Raw genomic sequence first — 20,831 nt, 5'->3', positions numbered from 1 at the left:
GTTTCCCGGTAGGGAATGGCTTGCCCTGGCGTTATCCCCCTCGGCATGGCGAGCCCTGCCGTACCGGATACGGGCTCAGCCGAACAACTCGGCAATCGGTTGGCCGTGGTCGGTGATCGGCACGGGTCGCCCTCCGGCGTCGAGTTCCTTGGCCGGGTCGATCCCGAGCGCCGCGTAGATGGTGGCGTGGAAGTCGGGGATCGAGACGGGCTGGTCGACGATGGTCCTGGCCAGTTCGTCGGTGGCGCCGACGACTCGTCCGGTCCTGAGGCCGCCCCCCGCCAGGAGGCCGCTGAAGGCCCCCGACTGGTGCCCTCGGCCCCCGCCCGAGTCGAACTCGGGAGGGCGTCCGAACTCGGTGGCGACCACGATCAGGGTCGAGTCCAGCCGCCCCACGCGTTCGAGGTCGTCGATCAGGCCGGCCAGGGCGGAGTCGAGCTCGCCGATCAGCTCGTGCTGGCGGAGCTGCCCCTCGTTGTGGGTGTCCCAGCCGGTCCCGTTCAGGAAGTTCAGGTTGTGCGAGACCTCGACGAACCTCGTCCCGCGCTCGACCAGTCGACGGGCCAGCAGGCATCTCCGGCCGAACTCGCCGCCGTAGGATTCCCGGACCGAGGACGGTTCGCGATCGAGCCGGAAGGCGTCCAGGAACGCCGGTCCGGCCAGCCTCGCGGCCTCCCGACCGGCCATCGAATAGTCCCGGACCATCGAATCGCCGGGATTCCTGGCCTCGAACTCCGACCGGAGCCCCTCCAGCAGGGCCTCCCGGCGCGGTCGTCGATCGGCCCGGATGTCGTCGGGCGGAGTCAGGCCGGTCGGCCCGGCATCAACATCCGTCAGATAGACGTAACCATGTTTGGAACCGAGGAACCCTGGCCCTCGGCTCGCGTTGGGGTAGCCCACGACCACGTAGGCCGGGACGCCCGGCTCACCCGAGCCCCGCTCGTGGGAGATGACCGAGCCGATCGAGGGATACGTCACCGTCCCGCTGACCGGCCGGCCGGTGTGGAGGAAGGCGGTGGCCGCGGCATGCTCGTCGACCACATTGTGGTGGAGGGATCGGACCGGGACGCAGCGGTCGAGCCGGTCGGCCACCCGCCCCAGGTGCGAGCAGACGTTCTCACCGGCGATCGCGGTGGGGATCGCGTTGTAGTAAGACCCCGCCCGCTTCTTGCCGTCCCCCCGGCGTTTGGGGTCGAACGTGTCGATGTGGGCCGATCCGCCGCCGAGCCAGAGCATGATGCAGGCCTCGGCCTTGCCCCGAGGCCCGGCGGCCATCGCCCCCGGGACCATCATCGAGGCCGCGCCGAGGGTTCCCAGGCGGAGGACATCGCGACGGGTCGGGGTCGGAGGATTCATGATGCCTCGCTCAGGGGATGAGGATGAACTCGGGGCTGTTGAAGAGGGCCCAGACGACATCTTCGAGCCGCTCGCGGAACTCGGCCCGGAGGCGATAAGTGGGCGGGTCGCCTTCGCGGGCGGCCTTCTCTTCGAGGAGCTGGATCTCGGTGGCCCGAGGGCTCAGGTGGTTCGACCAGGAGACCCGCCGGACGTGCCTGGGGCGGACGTTGAGCGGGGCACCCGGGACGACCCGGTCGGCGTGGGTGTCGCCGAGGAAGGCGACCATCCGATCTGCTTCGGCCGGGGTCGGCGGACGGGAGAGGACCCGGAGATAGACCTCGCGGACCAGATCCGGCAGGGGCTGGTCTTCGAGGGCGATCACGGTGAATGCCGAATCGTCCGAGAGCCGGGCCGCTCGGCCCCCGACGACCCCATTGGCGACCGAGGCGGGCTGGAGTGGGGTGGTCGCCTCCTCGCGGACGGTCATGGGGTCCTGCCTGGTGGATCGCCAGCCGAAGGTTTGCATCAGGTCGACGAAGGTCTGGGTGATCGGCAGCGAGAGCGCGGGGCGGTCGCGCTCATTCGACGTGGAGGCGAATTCCCAGGCCCGGGACGGGATGCCCAGGTTGAGCATCTCGCCCGGCGGCCGACGTCCTTCGGGGTCGACGCAAAGCTCCTCGGCCCCGAACGACTTGCCGGCGGCGAAGAAGAGGGAGTCGACCAGTTGCTCGGCCGACATCCTCCGGCGGCTCGGGCCGGCGAAGAGTCGCGACTCCGCCGGGGCCCCGGGTTCGGGCGGGTTCTCGGGCCGGGCCTGGTAAGTTCGAGAATTGAAGATCCGACGGGCGAGGGCCTTCAGGTCATAGCCCGAGGCGACTAAGTCGCGGGCCAGGTCGTCGAGCAGTTCCGGGTGGCTGGCCGAGGCCCCTTCGTCGCTGTCCCAGTCGTCCACCGGCTCGACCAGCCCGGTCCCCATGTACCGGGCCCAGACCCGGTTGGCGGCCACCCGGGCGAACCGGGCGTTCCGGGGCGAGACCAGCAAGGCCGCGAGCCGCTCCTGCGACGGGGCATCTCCGGCGATCATCCCCCGGGGGAGGTTGGCCGGGGCGATCTCGGCGAGGTCGAAGCCGGGGGCCACCTTGTCCCCGGCGTGCAGGCTGACCGAGACGGCCGGGGCCCGGCCCCCGGCCTGCGAGTTCACCGTGCTGGTCGCCGGGATCACCTGGGCCTTGCCGCCGAGCATCCCCGCCATGGCGAAGAGCTGCGACTGGTCGAACGGGTGCGCGGGGGCGTCGTGGCATCGGGCGCATTTCATATCCACGGCCAGGAACGCCTTGCCCAGGATGTGGGCCTTGGCGGCCATCGGGGCGTCGTTCTGGGTCGCCAGGCCGAAGCCGGCGGGACCTCCATAGCTCTTGCTCCCGTCCATCCGGACGAGTTCGGTGGCGATCCGGTCGAGCGAGAGGCCGTCTCGGAGGGCCAGGTGCAGGAAGCGGCGGAACGGCCCGGTGTTGTTGAGCGTGGGCTTGAGGATCCCGGGGTTCTCGGCCAGGACATCCTGCCAGTAACCCATCCAGCTATCGGCCCATCGGGGGTCGGCCAGGAGGGTGTCGATCCTCCTGGACCGCTTGTCGGGGCGGGCGTCGGACAGGAACGACTCGACCTCCCCGGCCGTCGGCGGCAGGCCGATGATGTCGAGCGAGATCCTCCGGAGGAACGAGGCGTCATCGACCGGCGGATTCGGTCGGAGCCCGGCGCGGGCCAGTCCATCGGCGATCCTCCGGTCGATCGTGTCCAGGGGGTCGGGCGTGAAGACGTCGCGGGGCAACTCGGGCGGGAAGACGGCGAACGCCTCGCGGCGGGCGATCTCGTGCCGGGCCCGCCAGAAGTCGTCCTCGGAGCGGGCGGCCCGGAGCCGTCGATCGGTGTCGAGCGCGTCGATCCTGGCCCGTTCGGCGGCGGCGAAGGCATCCCAACCCTCGGGGGTCAGGGTCTGGTCGGCCCGGCCTCCCACGAGCACGGGGACCTCGCCGGGAGCGGCCACGCTCACCGAGAGCTCGCCCGGCTCCGGTCGGAGTTTCCTGGCCCCGAGGATGGTCGCAAGTTCGACCTCGTGGTTCCGACCGTCCGAGACCCACTCGACGATTTGCTCCTGATCCCCCGCGCCAACCTCGCGCCAGCGGGCATCCTCGGGCGGGGCGGGCTCGGGGACTCCCTCGTGGCCCGACGCGTTGGGCTGGATCGGGCCGGTCTCGGCGACGACCTTCCCGTCGATCGAGAGCCGGGCGGACCCCTTGGCCCGGAGGATCAGACGGTGAGGTCCGGCGGCCACTCGCAGGGTCGATCGCGCGATCAGGGCGAACGGGGCCGGTCGATCGACCTCGATCCCCCTCGCGTTGACCTTGGCCGGAAGCCTCGGGAAACCCATGGCCGGGGCGTCGTATTCCTCGCCGAAACTCCCGGCGTCCGGAGACCAGTCCCAGGCCTGGGGAATCCCCTCGCGGAGGATCACGCGGACCGGACCATCGCCGTGCGAGATGGTCGGGGCGACGGCCAGGGTGAGACCCAAGGCGATCGGGAGGAGTCGAAGATCGAGCATCGCGACGGCCCCGGGAGGATTTCGGGGAAGGCAGGGAGCTTCGGTCGAGGGTAACCCGCGACCGGGACGCGGTCAACCTTCGATCGCGTTCGACCGACGCGAGGCCGATCCTCCGAAATCCGGTCGTGCGTACGGACTCCACCCCCCTCGGGGCGAGAGCCGAGGGGAGCGGGGCGGAAAGTGCCGATCTACCGGAGCCAACGCCCACGGCCCGGGAAAGGTTCCGCTCAGAAATCGGCGTCGGTCAGTTGATACCTCTTCCGGGCCAGTTCCTTCAGTTCGGCGGCGAAGTGAGGGTGGTCGTGGACGACCCGGGCGAAGTCCTGCCGGGACAGGACGAACACGTTGCAGGGGACCGCCGCCCGGATGGTGGCGGAACGGGGCTTGGAGGAGAGCAGGCTCAGCTCGCCGAAATATTCCCCCTCGCCGAGGGTGGCGACCTGGGCCCCGGAGGAGTCGAGGACGTCGACCTGCCCTCGGACGACGAAGTACATCTCCTCGCCGATCTCGCCCGCTCGGATGATGTCCTGCCCGGGGGCGAAGTATTGGGGCTCCAGGCTCATCGCGAAGTTGTGCAGGCAGATCGCGTCGGCCGCCTGGAAGAGCGGGATCCGGGCCAGGATGTCGCGGTTGAGGATTTCCATCCAGTGCCGGCCCGATCGGTCCATCAGGTCGAAGGCGGCCTTGGGCCCCCACGAACCGGCCGGGTAGCTCGAGGATTCGCCCATCGGCGAGGCGGCCCAGGCGTCGAGGATCGGCTGGGCCACCCTCCACGCCGTCTCGACCAGATCGGTCCGCGAGAACAGGGTGGCGTCGCCGATCATGCAGTTGAACAGGAGGACCTCGTAGCCCGTCCCTCGCGAGGCCTCGAAGGTGTCGCCGTAGTTGAACCTCATGTTCACCGGCTGGAGGTGCATCATCGGGCCGGGGGTCTTGGCCTGGAACCGGATCTCGATCCCCTGGTCGGGCTGGATGTGGAAGATCAGGGTGTTCGAGGCCAGGTGGTCGACCGGCGTGCCTCGGAAGATCACCTCGGGTGCCTTCTTGAACTGCACGACGATCTCGGTCCCGCGCTTCCAGAGCGCCTTGCCCGATCGGAGATAGATCGGCACCCCATTCCATCGCCAGTTGTCGATGTACAGCTCGGCCGCCGCGAAGGTCTCGGTCCGCGACTCGGGATCGACGTCGGGTTCCTGGCGGTAGCCCACCGCGGGCGAGCCGTCGGGCTTCTTGCCCGGCCCGTACTGGCCCCGGACGGTGTACATCTCGACCTCCTCGGGCGTCATCACCCGGACGGCGTCGAGGAGCTTCGACTTCTCGTTGCGGATCGCGTCGGGCTTGAACGACGAGGGGGGTTCCATGCACAGATAGGCGAGCATCTGGAACATGTGATTCTGGATCATGTCCCGGAGGACGCCCGAGGTGTCGTAGTACTTGCCACGCCCCTCGACGCCGACGGTCTCCTCGACGCTGAACTGGATGTGGTCGATGTGGCGGTTGCTCCAGAGCGGCTCGAACATCCCGTTGGAGAACCGGAACGCCAGGAGGTTCTGGACGGTCTCCTTGCCGAGATAGTGGTCGATCCGATAAATCTGGTCCTCGCGCCAGTGGGCCAGGAGCTGCTTGTTCAGCTCGATGGCCGATTCGAGGTCGTGGCCGAACGGCTTCTCGACGATGATCCGGGTCCAGCCCCGGGGCTTCTCCTTGAATCCGGCCTTATCCAGGTGGTCCGAGATCATCCCGAAGATGCTCGGCGGGGTGGCCATGTAGAAGATGACGTTGCCGCCGACCCCCAGCTCGGTATCGAGGCCGGTGACCACCGCCGAGAGGCGCTCGTACGCCCGGGGGTCGTCGAACTTGCCCGGGGTGTAGTGGAGCATCTCGACGAACTTGCACCAGGCGGATTCGTCGAATGTCTTCCGGGTGTTGAACTTGCGGATGTCCTCCGACATCCGGCCCCGGAACTGTTCGGTGGTCATCTCGTCCATGGCGATCCCGACGATGGCGAATCGGTCGGGGAGCAGGCCGTCGCAGGCCAGATTGAACAGCGCGGGCATCAGGAGGCGCTTGGTCAGGTCGCCCGAGGCCCCGAAGATGACCAGCAGGCACGGTTCGGCGACCGGCGCGGCGGCTCGGGGCGTGGGGCCGGTCTTCTGCATCACCTGGACTTCGCTCGGCATCGCAGCCTTCTCCGGATGGGTCTCGGTGCCTCTGCCTCGAACTCCGGACGGAAACGCCGGATCGATGCCTGTGGGGATCATGGTCCGCAGAGACTTGTAACTGACGGATCGCAGGAAAATCAACCAGGCCGCCGACCGGGCCCCGCCGCCCGTCTCCCGCCCCCACGTGGATGGGCGGGGAGGCGAGCAGCGGCGATCTCGGCCTCAGACCCGGGCCCGACTTGGCCCCTTCTTCAGATCGTCGCGAAGCTTCTCGAAGTCGGCCCGGCCCTTGAGCGGGGCGAAGCCGGGATCGTCGAGGGCTTGCGCCCCGTCCGGCCCCTTCTCGAGCGCCCGGCGGATTTCCTTGACGGCCCCTCGAGCATACGACTCCCGAGCCTCGACGCGCTTCGAAACGGCCAGGGCCGGGTCGGCCGAGGCCAGGTCCATGGCCCGGACCAGGTACTTGGCGGCGGCCAGCCTCGGCTCGGGGCGATCGGGCAGGACCTCGGCGAGTTGACCGGCCTCGGTCGCCAGTTCGGCATGTCTCCCGAGCTTCAGTAGGGTCTCGGCTCGATCGTTGTGGGCCTCGACCAGGAATCGGTCGTAGGTCGCCTCGCGGGGGTTCCCCTCGCGGGCCAGTTCCAGGCTCCGGATCGCCGAGATCAGGAGGTTCGCCGCCTCGTCGCCCCGGTTCAGCCCCCGAAGCATGAGGGCCCGCTCGGTCGACGCCCGGCCCAGGGCGGCCTGGTATTCGGGGACCTCGGGATGTTCGGCCGCGAGCTTCGAGGTCAGCGAGACCGCCTCCTGGAGGAAGGCGTCGGCCTCGGCCGGTTCCGAGGTCCGGAGCAGGTCGCCCAGGTGGATGCAGGTAATCGCCAGTTTCTGTCGGTGGTCGGGGACCTCGGGGAAGTCGAGCGCCAGCCGCCGCTGGTCGTCGAGGGCCCGGCGGAAGAGGTCGAGGGGGAGCTCTCCCTCGGCGGGCTTCACCTCGCGGAGCAGGCCGAGGTTGTTGAGGGTCATGGCCTCTTCGCGCCGATAATCGGGGACCGAGGGGAAGTCGGCCGATAGGGAATCCAGACCGGTCCGGGCCTGGTCGTAGAGCGGCCCGGCGTCGTCGACCTGCCCCGCCCGGGAGAGCAGGATGGCCAGGTTGTTCCGAGTCCGGGCGCGTTGCCAGCGGAACCCCGCGTTGCCGAGCGACTGGGCCTCCAGCTCGTCCTGGATCTTCATGGCCCGCCGGAAGGTCGCCTCGGCCTTGTCGGGCTCGGCCCCCGCCTGGAGGATCCCCAGGTTGTTCAGGTAGCGGGCCAGCTCCCGGCGGGCCTCCAGGGTGGCCTCGGGTCGGGCGATCAACGCTTCCTGCTCCTCGATGGCCGATCGGTAGGCCGACTCGTCCTCGGCCCCTCGGTCCTTCAATCGGGCCAGGAGCGTGCCGAGCTGGTAGCGGGTGGCCGCGAGGGCACGGGCATCGTCCTGATCGTCGGGGAATTCCGAGGCCAGGGCCTTCCGCCCCTCCAGGGCCCGGCGGAGCAGGGCCTCGGACTCCAGGGAACGGCCGCTCTTCTTGAGCAGGACGCCCAGCCCGGCCTGGGCCCGGGCCAGGCCCCTCCGGGCATGGGGATCGGCGTCGGGGCCGTCGACGAGCCGTTCGAGCAGACCGATCGCGGCCCGGTAGTTGGCCTCGGACTGGGTGTAAAGTCCGAGCATCTCCCGGATATCGCCCAGCCGGACGTAGGCCCGGCCGGTCTCCAGGCGGGACCAGGCGTCGTTGCCCCGCTCGGCCAGGAATTCGAGATAGAACTTCAACGCCTTGTCCAGGAGGTCGCGGCGGACCGGCTCCATCTGGGGGACGTCGGCCAGCTCGACCTCGCCCACCTTGTTGAGCATCTCCTCGACGGCCGACCGGGCCCGGACGAAGTTCCGCTCGGTCCGGGCCTTCTCGCGGCTGATCAGGACGTGCGAGATGGCCAGGCCCGTGGAGGCCGTGAGGATCAACGCCAGGCCGACGGCGACCGAGGTCCGGTGCCGCCTCCCCCAGCGGGAGACGCGGGCCGTGAACGGCTCGGGGTAGGCAGTGACGGGCTCGTCGGCCAGCCAGCGTTCGAGGTCGACGGCCAGCTCGCCCGCGGTCGGATAGCGGTCCGCGGACCGGAGGGCCATCGCCTTCCGGCAGATCGCGTCGAGGGGCGCGGGGACCGACGGATTGACGGCCCGAGGCGCGGGGAAGTCGGCGATCCGGACCGATTCGATGATCTCGGTCAGGCCCTTGCCTCGGAAGGGGGTCTGGTTGGTCAGGAGGTCGTAGAGGGTCGAGCCCAGGCTGAAGATGTCGGAACCCGGGCCGAGCGTCTCGACCTCGCCGGCCGCCTGCTCGGGGCTCATGTACGAAGGAGTGCCGATGACCGAACCTTCCATCGTGGCCGAGCCGTCGGTGCCCGAGAGGGGTCGGAGCGGCTTGGGGCCGAAGTGGTCGGGGGGCGGCTCGGGCCGGTTCAGCGCCTTGGCCAGTCCCCAATCGACGACCAACGTCTCGCCGTGAGGGCCGAGCATCACGTTGTCGGGCTTGATGTCCCGGTGGATCACGCCACGGCTGTGAGCGTAGTCGATCGCCTGGCAGACCGCGACGAACCGGGACAGAAGCTTGCGGAATTCCAGCGAGTGCGCGAGGGCGTCGCGTTTCCCCTTGAGCGACCCGTGAAGCCGCCTGATGGCGACTTTCAGGGTATCGCCGCGGATGAATCGCATCGCATAGTACGGTCGGCCGTCGGCATAACGGCCCAGGCCGTAGACCGGGACGATCCCGGGATGCTCGAGCCCGCCGGTCACCTCGGCCTCGAAGACGAACCGAAACTGGCTGTCGAGCCGATCGCCGTGCTTCTCCTGGATCTCCTTGAGGGCGACCTCGCGATTCAGCTCGCCGTCGACCGCCAGGAAGATCTCGCCCAGCCCACCCCGGGCATGGAGCCGGAGCGCCCGATATCGGGAATGGGCACCCGTCCCGGACCAGTTGGAGTTGCCTCCCGGTCCCTGGTCCCAGGTCTGGGTCGAGGCGAGGCCCGTTCGTTCGAAGGACCCGGTGGGAATCGCCTGGGTCGCCAGGGAGTCCTCAAGCGACGACTCCGACCCCGCCTCTCCCGCCACCGGATCGGCCATATACGCGGTCGCGTAGGGGTCGACCTCGGTCTTCTCCAGGCCCATGTCGGGGCCCGTCGTATCGACCTGGTTCGGAGTGGCGGCCTCTTCGTCGGTTCGGGTGACGTCGGACATTCGGGGACCCCGGGCCAGGGGACGCGTGGCTTCGTCCGAGAGACGGACGGTCCCGTCCCCCTCTCAGACAAGATAGGCCGAATTGCCCGCCAACGCCACACCCTGACACCGAGTCCGCCCCTTTCCCGACACCCAGGGCGGAGGGGTCAGGCCTGAGTCGTCCGATGACGACGAGCCCGGAGCCGCCAACCCCCGACCGTCGCCAGCCCCAGCCCGAGCATCACGATCGTCGACGGTTCGGGCACCGGTGCGGTTAAGGTGCTGAAGTCCCCGCCCACGTAGACCCCGAAATCGGGCTGCTTGAACTGCAATCCGCCGGGCAAGGGGGCCAGGTCGGAGACGATCCTGATGCTCGATCCCGGGTCGGAGATCAGCGTCAGGCGCGACTGGATCGAGATCGACTGGCCATTGCGGATGGTCACCGTCCCGCTGTAGGAGCTGGTGGCGGTGCCGTAGAACTGGCCATTGACGATGGCCGTCGAGCTGGCGTCGCGGGAGCCTGTCCCGTTCTGGCTCACGGTGACGTTGGACTGCGAGGCGGCCAGGACGATCGGCTTCAGGTCGATCGGATTCGCGACACCGGACAAGCTGACCGAGGCGACCAGCCCCGCCGCGACGTAACTGGTGCTGCCCGAGCCCAGGGTTCCCTGGACGCTCAGGAGCGCCGCCGGGTTGATCACGATATCGGCCCCGGTGTCGTTCCGGAAGGTCGCGATCGAGAACGTGAACGAGAGCGAAGCCAGATTGACGTCGGTGGCACTGAGGTTGTCCGTCAGCCGGGTCCGCGTGTCGTAGAACAGGCCGCCCTGCGTCAGCAAGGTCCCCTGCTGGCCCGTCCCCTGGGCGAACAGCGCGGTGACGGCCGTGCCGAATTTGGCCGGGACCGTCCCGGTCGCTCCGGACTGGGGCGTCGTCGACGAGCGGAAGGCGAAGCCGGGCGAGAGCGTCGACGCCCCGGCAATCTGGAACGTCCCCGGAGCCTGCTCCCCGAAGAGGAGCGTGGGCAGGCCACTGCCCGGCGTGATCAAGATATTATTCGCATTGAAGACCGGCGGGCCCGAGCTATTCGGGGTGGTCGAATTCAACGAGTAGCTGACCTGCGCGGCCGACGAGACCAGGGTCAACCCCGCGTCCGAGGTCTGCGGGAGGGCCAGGAGGGCGAGAGTGGCCAGCACGGCACAGAATCGTTCGGGGGTTCGCCCCCTGGCTGCATCGCGGTGGGACATCGGAGGGTTCGTCCTTCTATTGCGAACAGGGTGGCTTAGTACTCCTCCCGAGACATGCCCTCACCGCCATCACGGCTTAAAAACACATGAATCGGAGAGTGATCGCTAATATCAACAGGGTCCGTCAGGGAGCTACCCCATCATTGGTCAAGGCATCATGCTTGAATCGCAATTCCGGATCAACTGTAACTTGCCGGTTGTAGCGAAAATGATTCGCGTAGGATGTCGACGGTCGCGAGCGGCCTCGGGGAGGGGCCGGCGATTTGACCGGGGACCGACCGGGGTGGATATTGAAGGCATCGGGGACGGTCGGCCGACGCTCCTCGACCTTGGCACGTCGAGCGTGCCCGCGCCCGGTAACCGGATGGCCGAGGCGACATATCCGAAGGGTTCCGACGATGCGAGTTCCTCCCCGACCTCGACGAAGTCAGACCCGCCCCTCGCGAGTCGGCTCTCGCCCGACGGTCGAGCCTTGCGAGCCGAGACTTCTGCTGGCCACCTTCACCGTCACGTCGACCGGGGACGGGACGGAAGGCCTGACGCTCCGCTCGGCCATCGAGCAGGCCAACGCCGACCCCGACGCCGACCTGATCCAGTTTGCCATCAATGGCCTGGGGACCCAGTCCATCACCCCGCAATTCGCCCTGCCGACGATCATCAATCCGGTGACCATCGACGGGACCAGTCAGCCGGGCTATTTCGGGACCCCCTTGATCGTCCTGGATGGTTCCAACGCGGGATTCTTCGACGACGGGCTGACGGTCGACAGCCCGGGGGTGGTGATCCAGGGCCTCGCCGTGACCAACTTCGGCGGCTCCGGGATCAACCTCAGCGGCGGGACAGGGACGGTCGTGCGTGCCAACTACCTGGGCGTCGACCCTCGGACCGATCTGGCCGCCCCGAACTTCGGCGACGGAGTGTCCATCTCCGCCCAGGATGCCACCATCGGCGGGACCTCGACGGCCGACGCCAACGTGATCGGCGGCAATCGGAACGGGGTGAGCCTCCAGTTCAGCGCGACCGGGGCCGTGGTGATCGGCAACCGGATCGGGGCGATCGACGAGAACACGCCGGTGCCCAACCGGGATGACGGCGTCATCGCGGTCTCCGCCTCGGGGAACCTGGTCGGGCAGGTCGGGGCTCCCAACCTGATCGTGTCCAATGGCGGGTCGGGCGTCCACCTGATCGGGTCGTCGGGCAATACGATCCAGGCCAACTCGATCGGTACGACCTCCAGCGACAGCGGGATCGGGCTGGGGCCGGGCAATCTGGGCAACGCCTCCAACGGGATCTTGCTGGAGTTTGACTCGTCCGGCAATACAATCGGTGGCTCCTCTGCCGGGCAGGGGAACATCATTGCCAACAACCTGGCGTTCGGCCTCAGTGTGTTCGGGAGTTCGGGCAATCTCGTCCAGGGGAACCGGATCGGGACCGACTCGGCCGGGCTCCAGCAGCAAGGCAACGGCACCGGTGGGGTGTTCCTCGGCAGTTCGACCGACAACACGATCGGCGGGGCCATCCCGGGTTCGTCCAACGTGATCTCGTCCAACGTGGGCAACGGTGTCCTGATCAACGGGGGGCCACAGGGCTCGAACGCGAATAACCTGATCCAGGGCAACTTCATCGGTGTGGGACTGGATGGCGTCCGATCGCTGGGAAACACGGGCAACGGGATCCAACTCGACGGGTCGGCCGGCAACTCGATCCTCGGGAATATCCTCTCCGCCAATAATTTCGCCGGGATCTACGTCTTCGCGACAGGGTCCTCCGGGAACACGATCCGAGGCAATCTGATCGGGCTGGACGGGTTGGGTCGGGCCCGGCCGAACGGGACCGATGGCGTCTTCGTCTTCGAGGCGCCGGGTAATACGATCGGCGGGACCTCGGCGGCCGACCGCAACGTGATCTCGGGCAATGGCGGCAACGGGGTCTCGTTCCGTGGCCCCAATGCGACCGGCAATCTCCTCCAGGGGAATTACATCGGGACCGACCCTTCGGGTAACGTCGGCTCGCTCGTGGGCAACATCATCGACGGGGTCTTCATCCGGAATGCGCCGGGCAACACGATCGGCGGGACGGCCCAGGGGGCCGGCAACGTCATCTCCCAGAACCGGGTCGGCGTCGACATCGAGACCTACGACAGCACTCAGCTCTCTCCGGGAGAGTCGGCCCTGATCGGCAGTTCTTCGGACGGCAACGTCGTCCAGGGGAACCGGATCGGCACCGATGCCACGGGGACCCAGGCGGTCGGAAACTACGGCGAAGGCGTCCTGATCGTTGACGGATCGAACAACATCGTGGGCGGGACCGACCCGGGTGCAGGCAACCTGCTCTCGGCCAACCTGGTCGACGGGGTGAGCATCATCTCGATCGATCCGGCGCTCAATCTCACCTCCGGCAACGTGGTCCAGGGGAACATCATCGGCCTGACGATCGATGGGACCAACGGCCTGGGCAACGGCCAGGCGGGTGTCCGGGTGATTGGCGGCCTCGACACGACCATCGGCGGGCTCGACACCACGCTGGGCGACCCGACGACCGGCGCCGGCAACGTGATCTCGGGCAACTCGATCGGTGTCGTCGTCGACGGCTTCGCACCCGGAAGCTCGTCGGGGCTGTTGATCCAGGGGAACGTGGTGGGACTGGGCTCGGACGGGCTGAGGGTCGACTCGAGTACGGCGGGATATCCTTCGCTCCGGAACACCAGCGACGGGATCGTCATCGAAAAGAACGCGAGTGGGGTCACAGTTGGGGGGACCGTCCCGGGCTCGGGCAACCTGATCTCGGGCAACTCCTCCTCGGGGATCCGATTCGCCAGCGGGGCCACCGGCGACCTGATCCAGGGGAACCTGATCGGCGTGGCGCTGGATGGCCTGACCCTCCGCCCCAACAATCAGTCGGGCATATTCATCGCCGAAGGTTCCAACCGGATCACAGTGGGCGGGACCGCCGCGGGCGCCGGCAACGTGATCTCGGGCAACTCGGTCGGTGTCACGCTCTCCAATGAGGGGTCGTCGCAAAACCTCTTCCAGGGCAACCTGGTCGGCCTGGCCGCCGACGGTTCGACCTATGCCGGGAATATCGCTTATGGGTTCCTGATCCTCGGAGGTGCGTCGGGCAACACGATCGGCGGGTCGGCCCCCGGTGCCCGCAACGTGATCTCGGGCAACGGCCAGGGGATCCAGATCAACGGGCCGACCGTCGAGGGGACGGTCATCCAGGGGAATTACGTCGGGCTCGACATCACCGGGCGGCTGGCCAGGGGAAACCAGCGGAACGGGATCGGCCTGAACAACGCGGCGAGGAACCGGATCGGCGGGACCGACCCGGGCGCGGGCAACGTGGTCTCGGCCAACGGCGGCGTCGGGATCATCCTGACCGGGACCGGCTCGACCGGGAACCTCATCGACGGCAACCTGATCGGGCTCAATGCCGCGGGGACCCAGCTCGTCGACGCCGTCTCGAACTTGCTGGGCAACGCCAATTACGGGATCCAGGTCGATAACGCGACGGCCAACACGATCGGCGGCGCCACCCCATCCTCGCGAAATGTGATCTCGGGCAACCGACTGGCCGGGATCGAGATCAACGGTATCGGCTCATACCGCACGGTGGTCTCGGGCAACCTGATCGGTCTGGACATCACCGGCAAGGTGGCCCGGGGCAACCGGGCCGAGGGGATCCTGATCGACAACGCGCCGGGCGTGGTCATCGGGGGGGCGACCGGCCATGACGGCAACATCATCTCGGGGAACTCGGGTAACGGGATCTCGATCGTCGGGGCCGGGTCGTTCTACGACGTGATCGCCGGTAACCTGATCGGTGTGGATGCCTCCGGCCTGGTCCCCCTGGGCAATGCCCTCTCCGGGGTCTTCGTCAGCGACGCACCCGGGGTGACGATCGGCGGGACGATCGCCACGCTCCGGAACGTGATCACGGGCAACGCCCAGCATGGGGTTCGAATCTCCGGCCTCGGCTCGACGGGCTCGAAGGTCCTGGGCAACCTGATCGGGGTCGACGCCTCCGGCCGCAATGCCCCGGGCAACGACATCGACGGCGTCTTCCTGGACAGCACGACCAGGGTGACCGTGGGAGGGACCGTCTCCGGATCGGGCAACACGATCTCGGGCAACGGGAACGCGGGAGTGGACTTCGGCGGGGTCGCCACCATCGCCAATGCCGTCTCGGGCAACCTGATCGGCACCGACCTCTCGGGGCGGGTCGCCCTGCCCAACGGGCTCGGGGTGTACATCAACAACGCCCCGTTCAACGTTGTGGGCGGGACCTTGCCGTTCTCGGGCAATCTGATCTCCGGCAACACGGGGTCCGGCGTCCAGATCTCCGGCCTGGGCGCGAAAGGCAACGCGGTCCAGGGGAACCGGATCGGGACCGACCTGTTGGGCATGTCCGCCCTGGCCAACGTGGCGGGCATCTTCATCGACGGGGCGCCCAGCAACCTGATCGGCGGCCTGAGCCTCGGGGCGGGCAACCTGATCTCGGGGAATCTCAATGGCGGCGTGATCCTCCAGGGGACCAACGCCTCGGGCAACCTGATCCAGGCCAACCTGATCGGGACCGACGTGACCGGCAACCGGGCCATCGCCCCGGTGGATGGCTCGATCCCGCTCCAGCAGTCGGGCGTCTTGCTGACCGACGCTCCCGGCAATGTCATCGGAGGCTCGATCGCCGCGGCCGCGAATGTCGTCTCGGGGAATATCGCGGGGGTCGTCATCGCCGGGTTCAATGCACGGGGTAACCTGGTGGTCGGGAATCGCCTGGGGACCAACGCCTCGGGCAAGGCCGCGGTCGCCAATACCACGGGGGTCTATATCAACGGGTCGGCCTCGAACACCATCGGCGGCTCGACAACTGGCTCGATGAATTTGATCTCGGGCAACACCTCGACCGGGATCAACCTGTTCGGCCCTCAGACGACGGGCAACCTGATCGCGGGGAATCGGATCGGGACCGATCGGACCGGCACCGCCGCGATCCCCAACCCGACCGGGATCTTCATCCAAAATGCGTCATCCAACACGATCGGCGGGACAAGTTCGGCGTCGGGGAACCTGATCTCGGGCAACTCGATCACCGGCGTCTACTTCTTCGATCAGTCGGCGAACAACCTGGTCCAGCGCAACACGATCGGCTTCAAGGCCGGGGGCGGGGCGCTCGGGAACCTCGAGTACGGGGTCCTGCTCTACAACGCCTCGAACAACACCGTTCCACGGTCGGGCTCCGACGCCAACAAGATCGGCAATAGCGGCATCGGCAACTTCCGGGAGTTCACCGGACCCGTACCCACCAGCACCACCACGACGTCCTCGACCTCGAAGAACGCCCGCAAATCGGCCACGCCCAAGGGGCCGAAGTCGCTGGCCCGGGGATGATCGCTCGACGGCGCTCGATCAAGCGAGATTCGCGGAAGCCACCCGCAAGCGGTCTCGGACATCGGCGAGGATCTCGAACGATCGTAACTTCGACTCGTGGTCGAAGATCGCGCCGGTCAGCATCAGTTCATCCGCGCCGGTGGCCTCGATCACCGCTTCCAGGCCCCGGCTCACCGAGTCGGGCGAGCCCACCACCGAGACCCGCGTCATCCGCTCGACATGGGCCCGCTCGGCGGGGGACCACCGGCCCTCCATCCCATCGACCGGCGGCTTCAAGGGGCCGGGCTTGCCCCGGATCAGGTTGAGGAAGGCCTGCTGGAGCGACGTGAATAGCCGATGGGCCTCGGCATCCGAGTCGGCGGCGATCGCGTTGACCCCAACCATGACATGGGGTCGGTCGAGCGTCGCCGAGGGGCGGAAGTTCTCCCGGTAGATCGACAGCGCGGCGAACAGATAATCCGGCGCGAAGTGGGAGGCGAAGGCGAAGGGCAGGCCCTGCTCGGCCGCCAGCCGGGCGCTGAAGTCGCTCGATCCGAGCAGCCAGATCGGCACGTCGAGCCCCTCCCCCGGGACGGCGCGGACGGCCTGACCGGGCTCGGCCGGTCGGAAGTAGGATCGAAGCTCTTCGAGATCCTGGGGGAAGGTGTCGGCCGACCCGGCGTAGCGTCGGAGGGCCAGGGCCGTCTTCTGGTCCCCGCCCGGGGCCCGGCCCAGACCCAGGTCGATCCGGCCCGGGTAGAGCGATTCCAGGGTCCCGAATTGCTCGGCGATCACCAGCGGGGCGTGGTTCGGCAGCATGATCCCGCCCGCCCCGACGCGAATCCGATCGGTCCCCCCGGCGATGTAGCCGATGACCACGCTCGTCGCGGCGCTGGCGATGCCCGAGATGTTGTGATGCTCGGCCACCCAGTACCGCCGATATCCCCAACGATCCGCATGCTGGGCCAGGTCGAGGGAGTTTCGGAGGGCCTCGGCCGCCGTGCCGCCCTCGCGGATCGGCGAGAGATCGAGGACCGAGAAGGGAAATGGATGATCCATGAGGACTGCCCGTCCGTGACCCGGGGAAGCGACAGGTCCGATCGCTCGCGATCGACTCTCGAAATGGTAGGGAGGTCGGACCTCGCCGGCAACTCACGCCGACGATACCCGAAAGCCGTTCCGCCATTCGGCCCCGTCACCCCAGCCCTGGAATAATCTCGACTTCGGGATGTTTGTCATCTCGCTTTGCGAGTGCGAGAATGACGAGCATCCGCGCCGGGGTACTCCAGTTGTAACGCGGGAGGAGTTACCAGTGACGACCGATATTCGCCAAGGATCACGGAAACGTCGCACGACCATCCGGACAGCCATGATCCTGATCCTGATCGTCGGCCTTATGCTCGGCCTGGGATGGCCCGCCTGGCAGGTCTATCGCGAGAAGGATTACCACGTCCATACGGCGGTCGATGTCCGAGGGGCAGGTGCCAGCCTGACCATCATGGGCGGCATGGAATCGCCCTTCTGGCCCCGCTACTGGCGGCGTCTCCTCGGTCGTCCCTATCAGGGACAGCCGTACTGCAACCCGACACCGGGCTTCGGGGCCGAGATCTGCGAATACGCCGATCCCTCGATGGCACTCCGGATCGGGGGACAGGTCGGCTATCACAACAATTCCCGGCAAGTCGAATGGATGGCCAACTACGAGGCCAACCGGGCCAGGACCTCGCCTGGCCCCTGATCGATCATCCCCCGAGCATCACGGGGAGGGTCCGCCGGGAGCCGCCGAACCGGACGTTGAAGAGGATCAAGGCCTCGATGTCGAACGGCTTGGGCGAGGTCACCGGCGTGACCACGCCGAAAGTCAGGATCGACCTCCGGCGGAACTCGAAGCTCACGCCCTCGGTCAAGTTGACCACGTTGGCCGAGCCCGCCACATCGTTGGGGTCGTAGGGGTTCCGGTGATTCAACGGCGTGTTGATGTGAACCTCGGCTGTGGGAACGATCGCGGTCAGGAATTTCGAGGAGTTGGGGTCGGGATCCTGGTAGAGGAAGTACCCCGCCCCCACGTCGTTGTACGCCAGGGTGACGTCGGCGGGGTCGACCGGAAACTCGAATGCCGAGAAGCCGTGGAGATAGAACCGATCCCGTCGGAAGATATAGCCGACGAATGGCTGGATCGTCGTGGTCTGGATCGACGAGATGAACTTCGCCCCGGCGAAGCTGCTCGGGCCGGTCGGCGGGGTGACGACCAGGCCCGCCGAGAGTAGGCTGCCGGTCTTGGGGTCCTGCCGGACCAGGAATTTGGTGAAGAAGCTGAGGTTGCCCACCGCCGTGCTGGTCCCCCCCGGCTTGGCGAAATTCCCCTGGATTGGGCTGCCCGCATAAAGCGTGTCGATCGGCATTCGAAGCCCGAACGAGGCCCGTCCCCCGTCGAAGGTCTTCTCGAACCCGAGGATCTGGCGATAGGCCCGGAGGTCGTTGACCGGGGTGTCGAACCGCTTCCCGACCGCCGAGTTGAGGTTGTAGTAGTAGTTGAAAGTATAGAAGAAGCGGTCCTGGGGCTGGGGCGACTGGTTCTCGGAGATCTTGAACCCGCGGACGGCCGGAGAGAGGGCCGAGGCGGTCCGAGGATTAGGAGTCGGAGGAGGATTGTTGGGCGGGAACGGCGCCGGGGTCGTGGGGACCGGCTGGGCGGTCGGAGCCGGGCGGATCGCCAGGATGGGCGAGGTATCGCCGATCATCTGGAGGATGCCCATCCGGGGAGGGGTGACCGGGGGCTGGGCGGCTGCCGGGGCGGCCGGTGCCGGCCCGAGCGAGAGAAACGGGTTGTTCGGGTCGACCGCCGAGGCCCGTCCCTGCCGGATCGAGTCCGCCGCCGGAGGGACGGCCGCATTCGGAGGAGTACCGACCGGCCCCTGGGTCAGGTAGACCGAATCGTCGAGGACCTGTTCCCAGGTCGGGCTCGCGGGCAACGCCACCCCGATCGGGGTTGGCGGCGCCATCTCGTCACCCCTCGAAATCCCCGTGAAGGCCGCCAGCCCGAGGACGAGCCATCGTGTCGATCGGATCTGGAACAACGTCATTCCCCCTCGTCGGCACGATGAGCCAAATTCACGGAGACCCGGCATTACCCTCCTTATCGGCATAACCGCCAAGGTTCGCCAGAAAATCAAGGTCCCCTCCGGCGCGAGCCCGCAGACCCCGCACTGGCCCCCCTGCCCTCGCTCGGATCATTTCCGAGGGACTTCTCGGGGAGTGAATCGCACCGGTACGGAGGACGGGAATAAGGACCGCCACTCGGCCAGGTCATCCCGCTCGTTTGAGGATGCGAAGTGGGCTCGGTCTCCCCGCCGGATCGAGCCCTTCGGGGCGAACTCGTACCACCCTGGTACGTCGCCCTGGTCGAAACGACCAGGAATCCGACAGTCATGCCGGATCTTCCTGGAATCGCCTCCCAGCCCCGGTGGCGAATGCCAGATGATGTCACCAGGCCGCGGCCTCCGCCAACCCGGCAAATCCTCGGTTCCCCCGAGCCGGCATCCCTTGCCAAACCGGGTATACCCGATTGACACCATTCCAGAGAGGGGCATGATAACTCCACGGTTCGTCGCCAGGACGCTCACCCCGCCGAGCCCCAAAACGGCAGTGGAACAGAATGCATGTCAACGATGAAAACGAAACGAATTGCCTGGGTTGATTATGCCAAGGGAGTCGGCATCACTCTTGTGGTCCTCGGTCACACCCTCAGGGGCCTCCAGTCCAGCCGAATCATCGCCGACGGCCCGGCCTTCCGTTCCGTCGACTCGTGGATTTACAGCTTCCACATGCCCCTGTTTTTCCTCCTCTCGGGCTTGTTCGCGGAGCGCGGGGTCGAGCGGGGTCCGGGCGAATTCCTGCGCGACAGGTTATCCACGATCGCATATCCTTACCTGATCTGGTCGACGCTCCAGACGCTCGTGCAGGTCGCGGTCGGCCGCTACACGAACCACCAGACCAGCTTGTACGACCTCGCCGGGATCTTGATCAATCCGATCTTGCAGTTCTGGTTCCTCTATGCACTGTTCCTGATCGGCCTCATCTATTACATCCTCCGGCGATGCCGCCTCGGGCCGCTCGGTGCCCTCTCGGCCTTCATCGCCTTCTGGGTGAGCCAGAGATGGATATCGCTCGGGCCTTGGCAACCTCTCTCGGCGGCGAGGAACAATGGGGTTTACTACGCGCTTGGATCGGTGATCAATCACCATGGGGGGACCGAGCGAATCGATCGAGCTTCCTCGATCGCGTTGGCCCTGACCGTTCTCCTCGGATACGGGATCGTCACCACATCGGTCTCCCGACGCTGGGAAGAGATGATGCTGATCGGATTAGCCGTGAGCCTCTGCGGGATCGCCGCCTCGATCGCCCTATCGGTCTTGCTGAGCCGGGTCGGCGGTCTGGGTTTCGTCCGCATCCTGGGCACCTATTCGCTGGAAATCTACGTCGCCCACACGATCGCCTCGGCCGCCTTACGCATCGCCCTCCAGAAATTGCTTAAGATCCAGGACGTGACAACTCATCTCGTGATCGGGACGGTCGGAGGAATCGTCCTGCCGCTGCTCCTTGGCCTGCTCTGTCGCCGGTATCACGCCGAATTCCTGTTCCGATATCCACGACGAGGAACCAAGCTCGCGGAGAGAGCCGCGTGATTGCCCGACATTGCCGCGTCTCAGCCGGGATACTTGACCGCCTCAAGCCCGAAAGTCGGCCGGCGGACGGCCTTCCTTGATCTGGCGACGGCAAAGGCGTCGTGATCTCATGAGACTTTGAATCACGCCGGGGGGTCGGATTCGGACAGGGCGGCCATCGTTCCGTCAGACAACCAGGACGCCCT

Annotated in this window: 10 protein-coding genes; 3 read left to right on the top strand and 7 right to left on the bottom strand. The window is 67.3% G+C overall.

Going from position 1 to position 20,831, the window contains the following annotated elements; translation table 11 throughout:
* Positions 1 to 75: 75 nt before the first annotated feature.
* The 5 genes from P12x_RS02570 to P12x_RS02550 form a co-directional block, all read right to left on the bottom strand.
* Entirely contained in the window at positions 76 to 1,356 is a 1,281-nt protein-coding gene (locus P12x_RS02570) for a DUF1501 domain-containing protein (RefSeq protein WP_435009262.1), read from the bottom strand.
* Positions 1,357 to 1,366: 10 nt separating this feature from the next.
* Entirely contained in the window at positions 1,367 to 3,937 is a 2,571-nt protein-coding gene (locus P12x_RS02565) for a DUF1553 domain-containing protein (RefSeq protein WP_435009261.1), read from the bottom strand.
* A gap of 227 nt (positions 3,938 to 4,164) precedes the next feature.
* Positions 4,165 to 6,117, bottom strand: coding sequence for a glucose-6-phosphate dehydrogenase (gene zwf, locus P12x_RS02560; RefSeq protein WP_435009260.1), 1,953 nt, complete (start codon positions 6,115 to 6,117; stop codon positions 4,165 to 4,167).
* A 204-nt stretch (positions 6,118 to 6,321) separates the two neighbouring features.
* Positions 6,322 to 9,366: a protein kinase domain-containing protein gene (locus P12x_RS02555; protein ID WP_435009259.1), complete on the bottom strand. Its 3,045-nt coding sequence runs from the start codon at positions 9,364 to 9,366 to the stop codon at positions 6,322 to 6,324.
* A gap of 146 nt (positions 9,367 to 9,512) precedes the next feature.
* Positions 9,513 to 10,592, bottom strand: a complete 1,080-nt coding sequence (locus P12x_RS02550) for a PEP-CTERM sorting domain-containing protein (protein WP_435009258.1) — start codon at positions 10,590 to 10,592, stop codon at positions 9,513 to 9,515.
* A gap of 398 nt (positions 10,593 to 10,990) precedes the next feature.
* On the opposite strand from P12x_RS02550, the gene P12x_RS02545 reads away from it, so the two are divergent.
* Positions 10,991 to 15,982, top strand: a complete 4,992-nt coding sequence (locus P12x_RS02545; RefSeq protein WP_435009257.1) for a beta strand repeat-containing protein — start codon at positions 10,991 to 10,993, stop codon at positions 15,980 to 15,982.
* Positions 15,983 to 16,000: 18 nt separating this feature from the next.
* Here P12x_RS02545 and P12x_RS02540 read toward each other — a convergent pair whose 3' ends face one another.
* Positions 16,001 to 17,020: an LLM class flavin-dependent oxidoreductase gene (locus P12x_RS02540; RefSeq protein ID WP_435009256.1), complete on the bottom strand. Its 1,020-nt coding sequence runs from the start codon at positions 17,018 to 17,020 to the stop codon at positions 16,001 to 16,003.
* 253 nt (positions 17,021 to 17,273) lie between these two features.
* Here P12x_RS02540 and P12x_RS02535 point away from each other — a divergent pair, with 253 nt between their 5' ends.
* A complete protein-coding gene (locus P12x_RS02535; protein ID WP_435009255.1) occupies positions 17,274 to 17,699 on the top strand; it encodes a hypothetical protein in 426 nt (141 codons plus the stop codon).
* 4 nt (positions 17,700 to 17,703) lie between these two features.
* On the opposite strand, the gene P12x_RS02530 is transcribed toward P12x_RS02535, so the two are convergent.
* Positions 17,704 to 19,044 (bottom strand): hypothetical protein, encoded by a 1,341-nt coding sequence (locus P12x_RS02530; protein WP_435009254.1) that lies wholly within the window; start codon positions 19,042 to 19,044, stop codon positions 17,704 to 17,706.
* A gap of 585 nt (positions 19,045 to 19,629) precedes the next feature.
* Here P12x_RS02530 and P12x_RS02525 point away from each other — a divergent pair.
* Entirely contained in the window at positions 19,630 to 20,646 is a 1,017-nt protein-coding gene (locus P12x_RS02525; protein WP_435009253.1) for an acyltransferase family protein, read from the top strand.
* The last annotated feature ends 185 nt before the right edge of the window (positions 20,647 to 20,831 follow it).

Origin of the sequence: Tundrisphaera lichenicola (genome assembly GCF_051175385.1) — a bacterium.
GTDB lineage: Bacteria > Planctomycetota > Planctomycetia > Isosphaerales > Isosphaeraceae > Tundrisphaera > Tundrisphaera lichenicola.
The sequence above is the reverse complement of the archived record's forward strand: the minus strand, read 5'-3'. Positions and strand labels throughout refer to the sequence as shown.

What these genes read in the sequence shown, in the direction of transcription:
- P12x_RS02530 (WP_435009254.1), bottom strand. Translation starts at nt 19,044, where the DNA reads ATGACGTTGTTCCAGATCCGATCGACACGATGGCTCGTCCTCGGGCTG.
- P12x_RS02555 (WP_435009259.1), bottom strand. Translation starts at nt 9,366, where the DNA reads ATGTCCGACGTCACCCGAACCGACGAAGAGGCCGCCACTCCGAACCAG.
- P12x_RS02550 (WP_435009258.1), bottom strand. Translation starts at nt 10,592, where the DNA reads ATGTCCCACCGCGATGCAGCCAGGGGGCGAACCCCCGAACGATTCTGT.
- zwf (WP_435009260.1), bottom strand. Translation starts at nt 6,117, where the DNA reads ATGCCGAGCGAAGTCCAGGTGATGCAGAAGACCGGCCCCACGCCCCGA.
- P12x_RS02565 (WP_435009261.1), bottom strand. Translation starts at nt 3,937, where the DNA reads ATGCTCGATCTTCGACTCCTCCCGATCGCCTTGGGTCTCACCCTGGCC.
- P12x_RS02570 (WP_435009262.1), bottom strand. Translation starts at nt 1,356, where the DNA reads ATGAATCCTCCGACCCCGACCCGTCGCGATGTCCTCCGCCTGGGAACC.
- P12x_RS02525 (WP_435009253.1), top strand. Translation starts at nt 19,630, where the DNA reads ATGAAAACGAAACGAATTGCCTGGGTTGATTATGCCAAGGGAGTCGGC.
- P12x_RS02545 (WP_435009257.1), top strand. Translation starts at nt 10,991, where the DNA reads ATGCGAGTTCCTCCCCGACCTCGACGAAGTCAGACCCGCCCCTCGCGA.
- P12x_RS02540 (WP_435009256.1), bottom strand. Translation starts at nt 17,020, where the DNA reads ATGGATCATCCATTTCCCTTCTCGGTCCTCGATCTCTCGCCGATCCGC.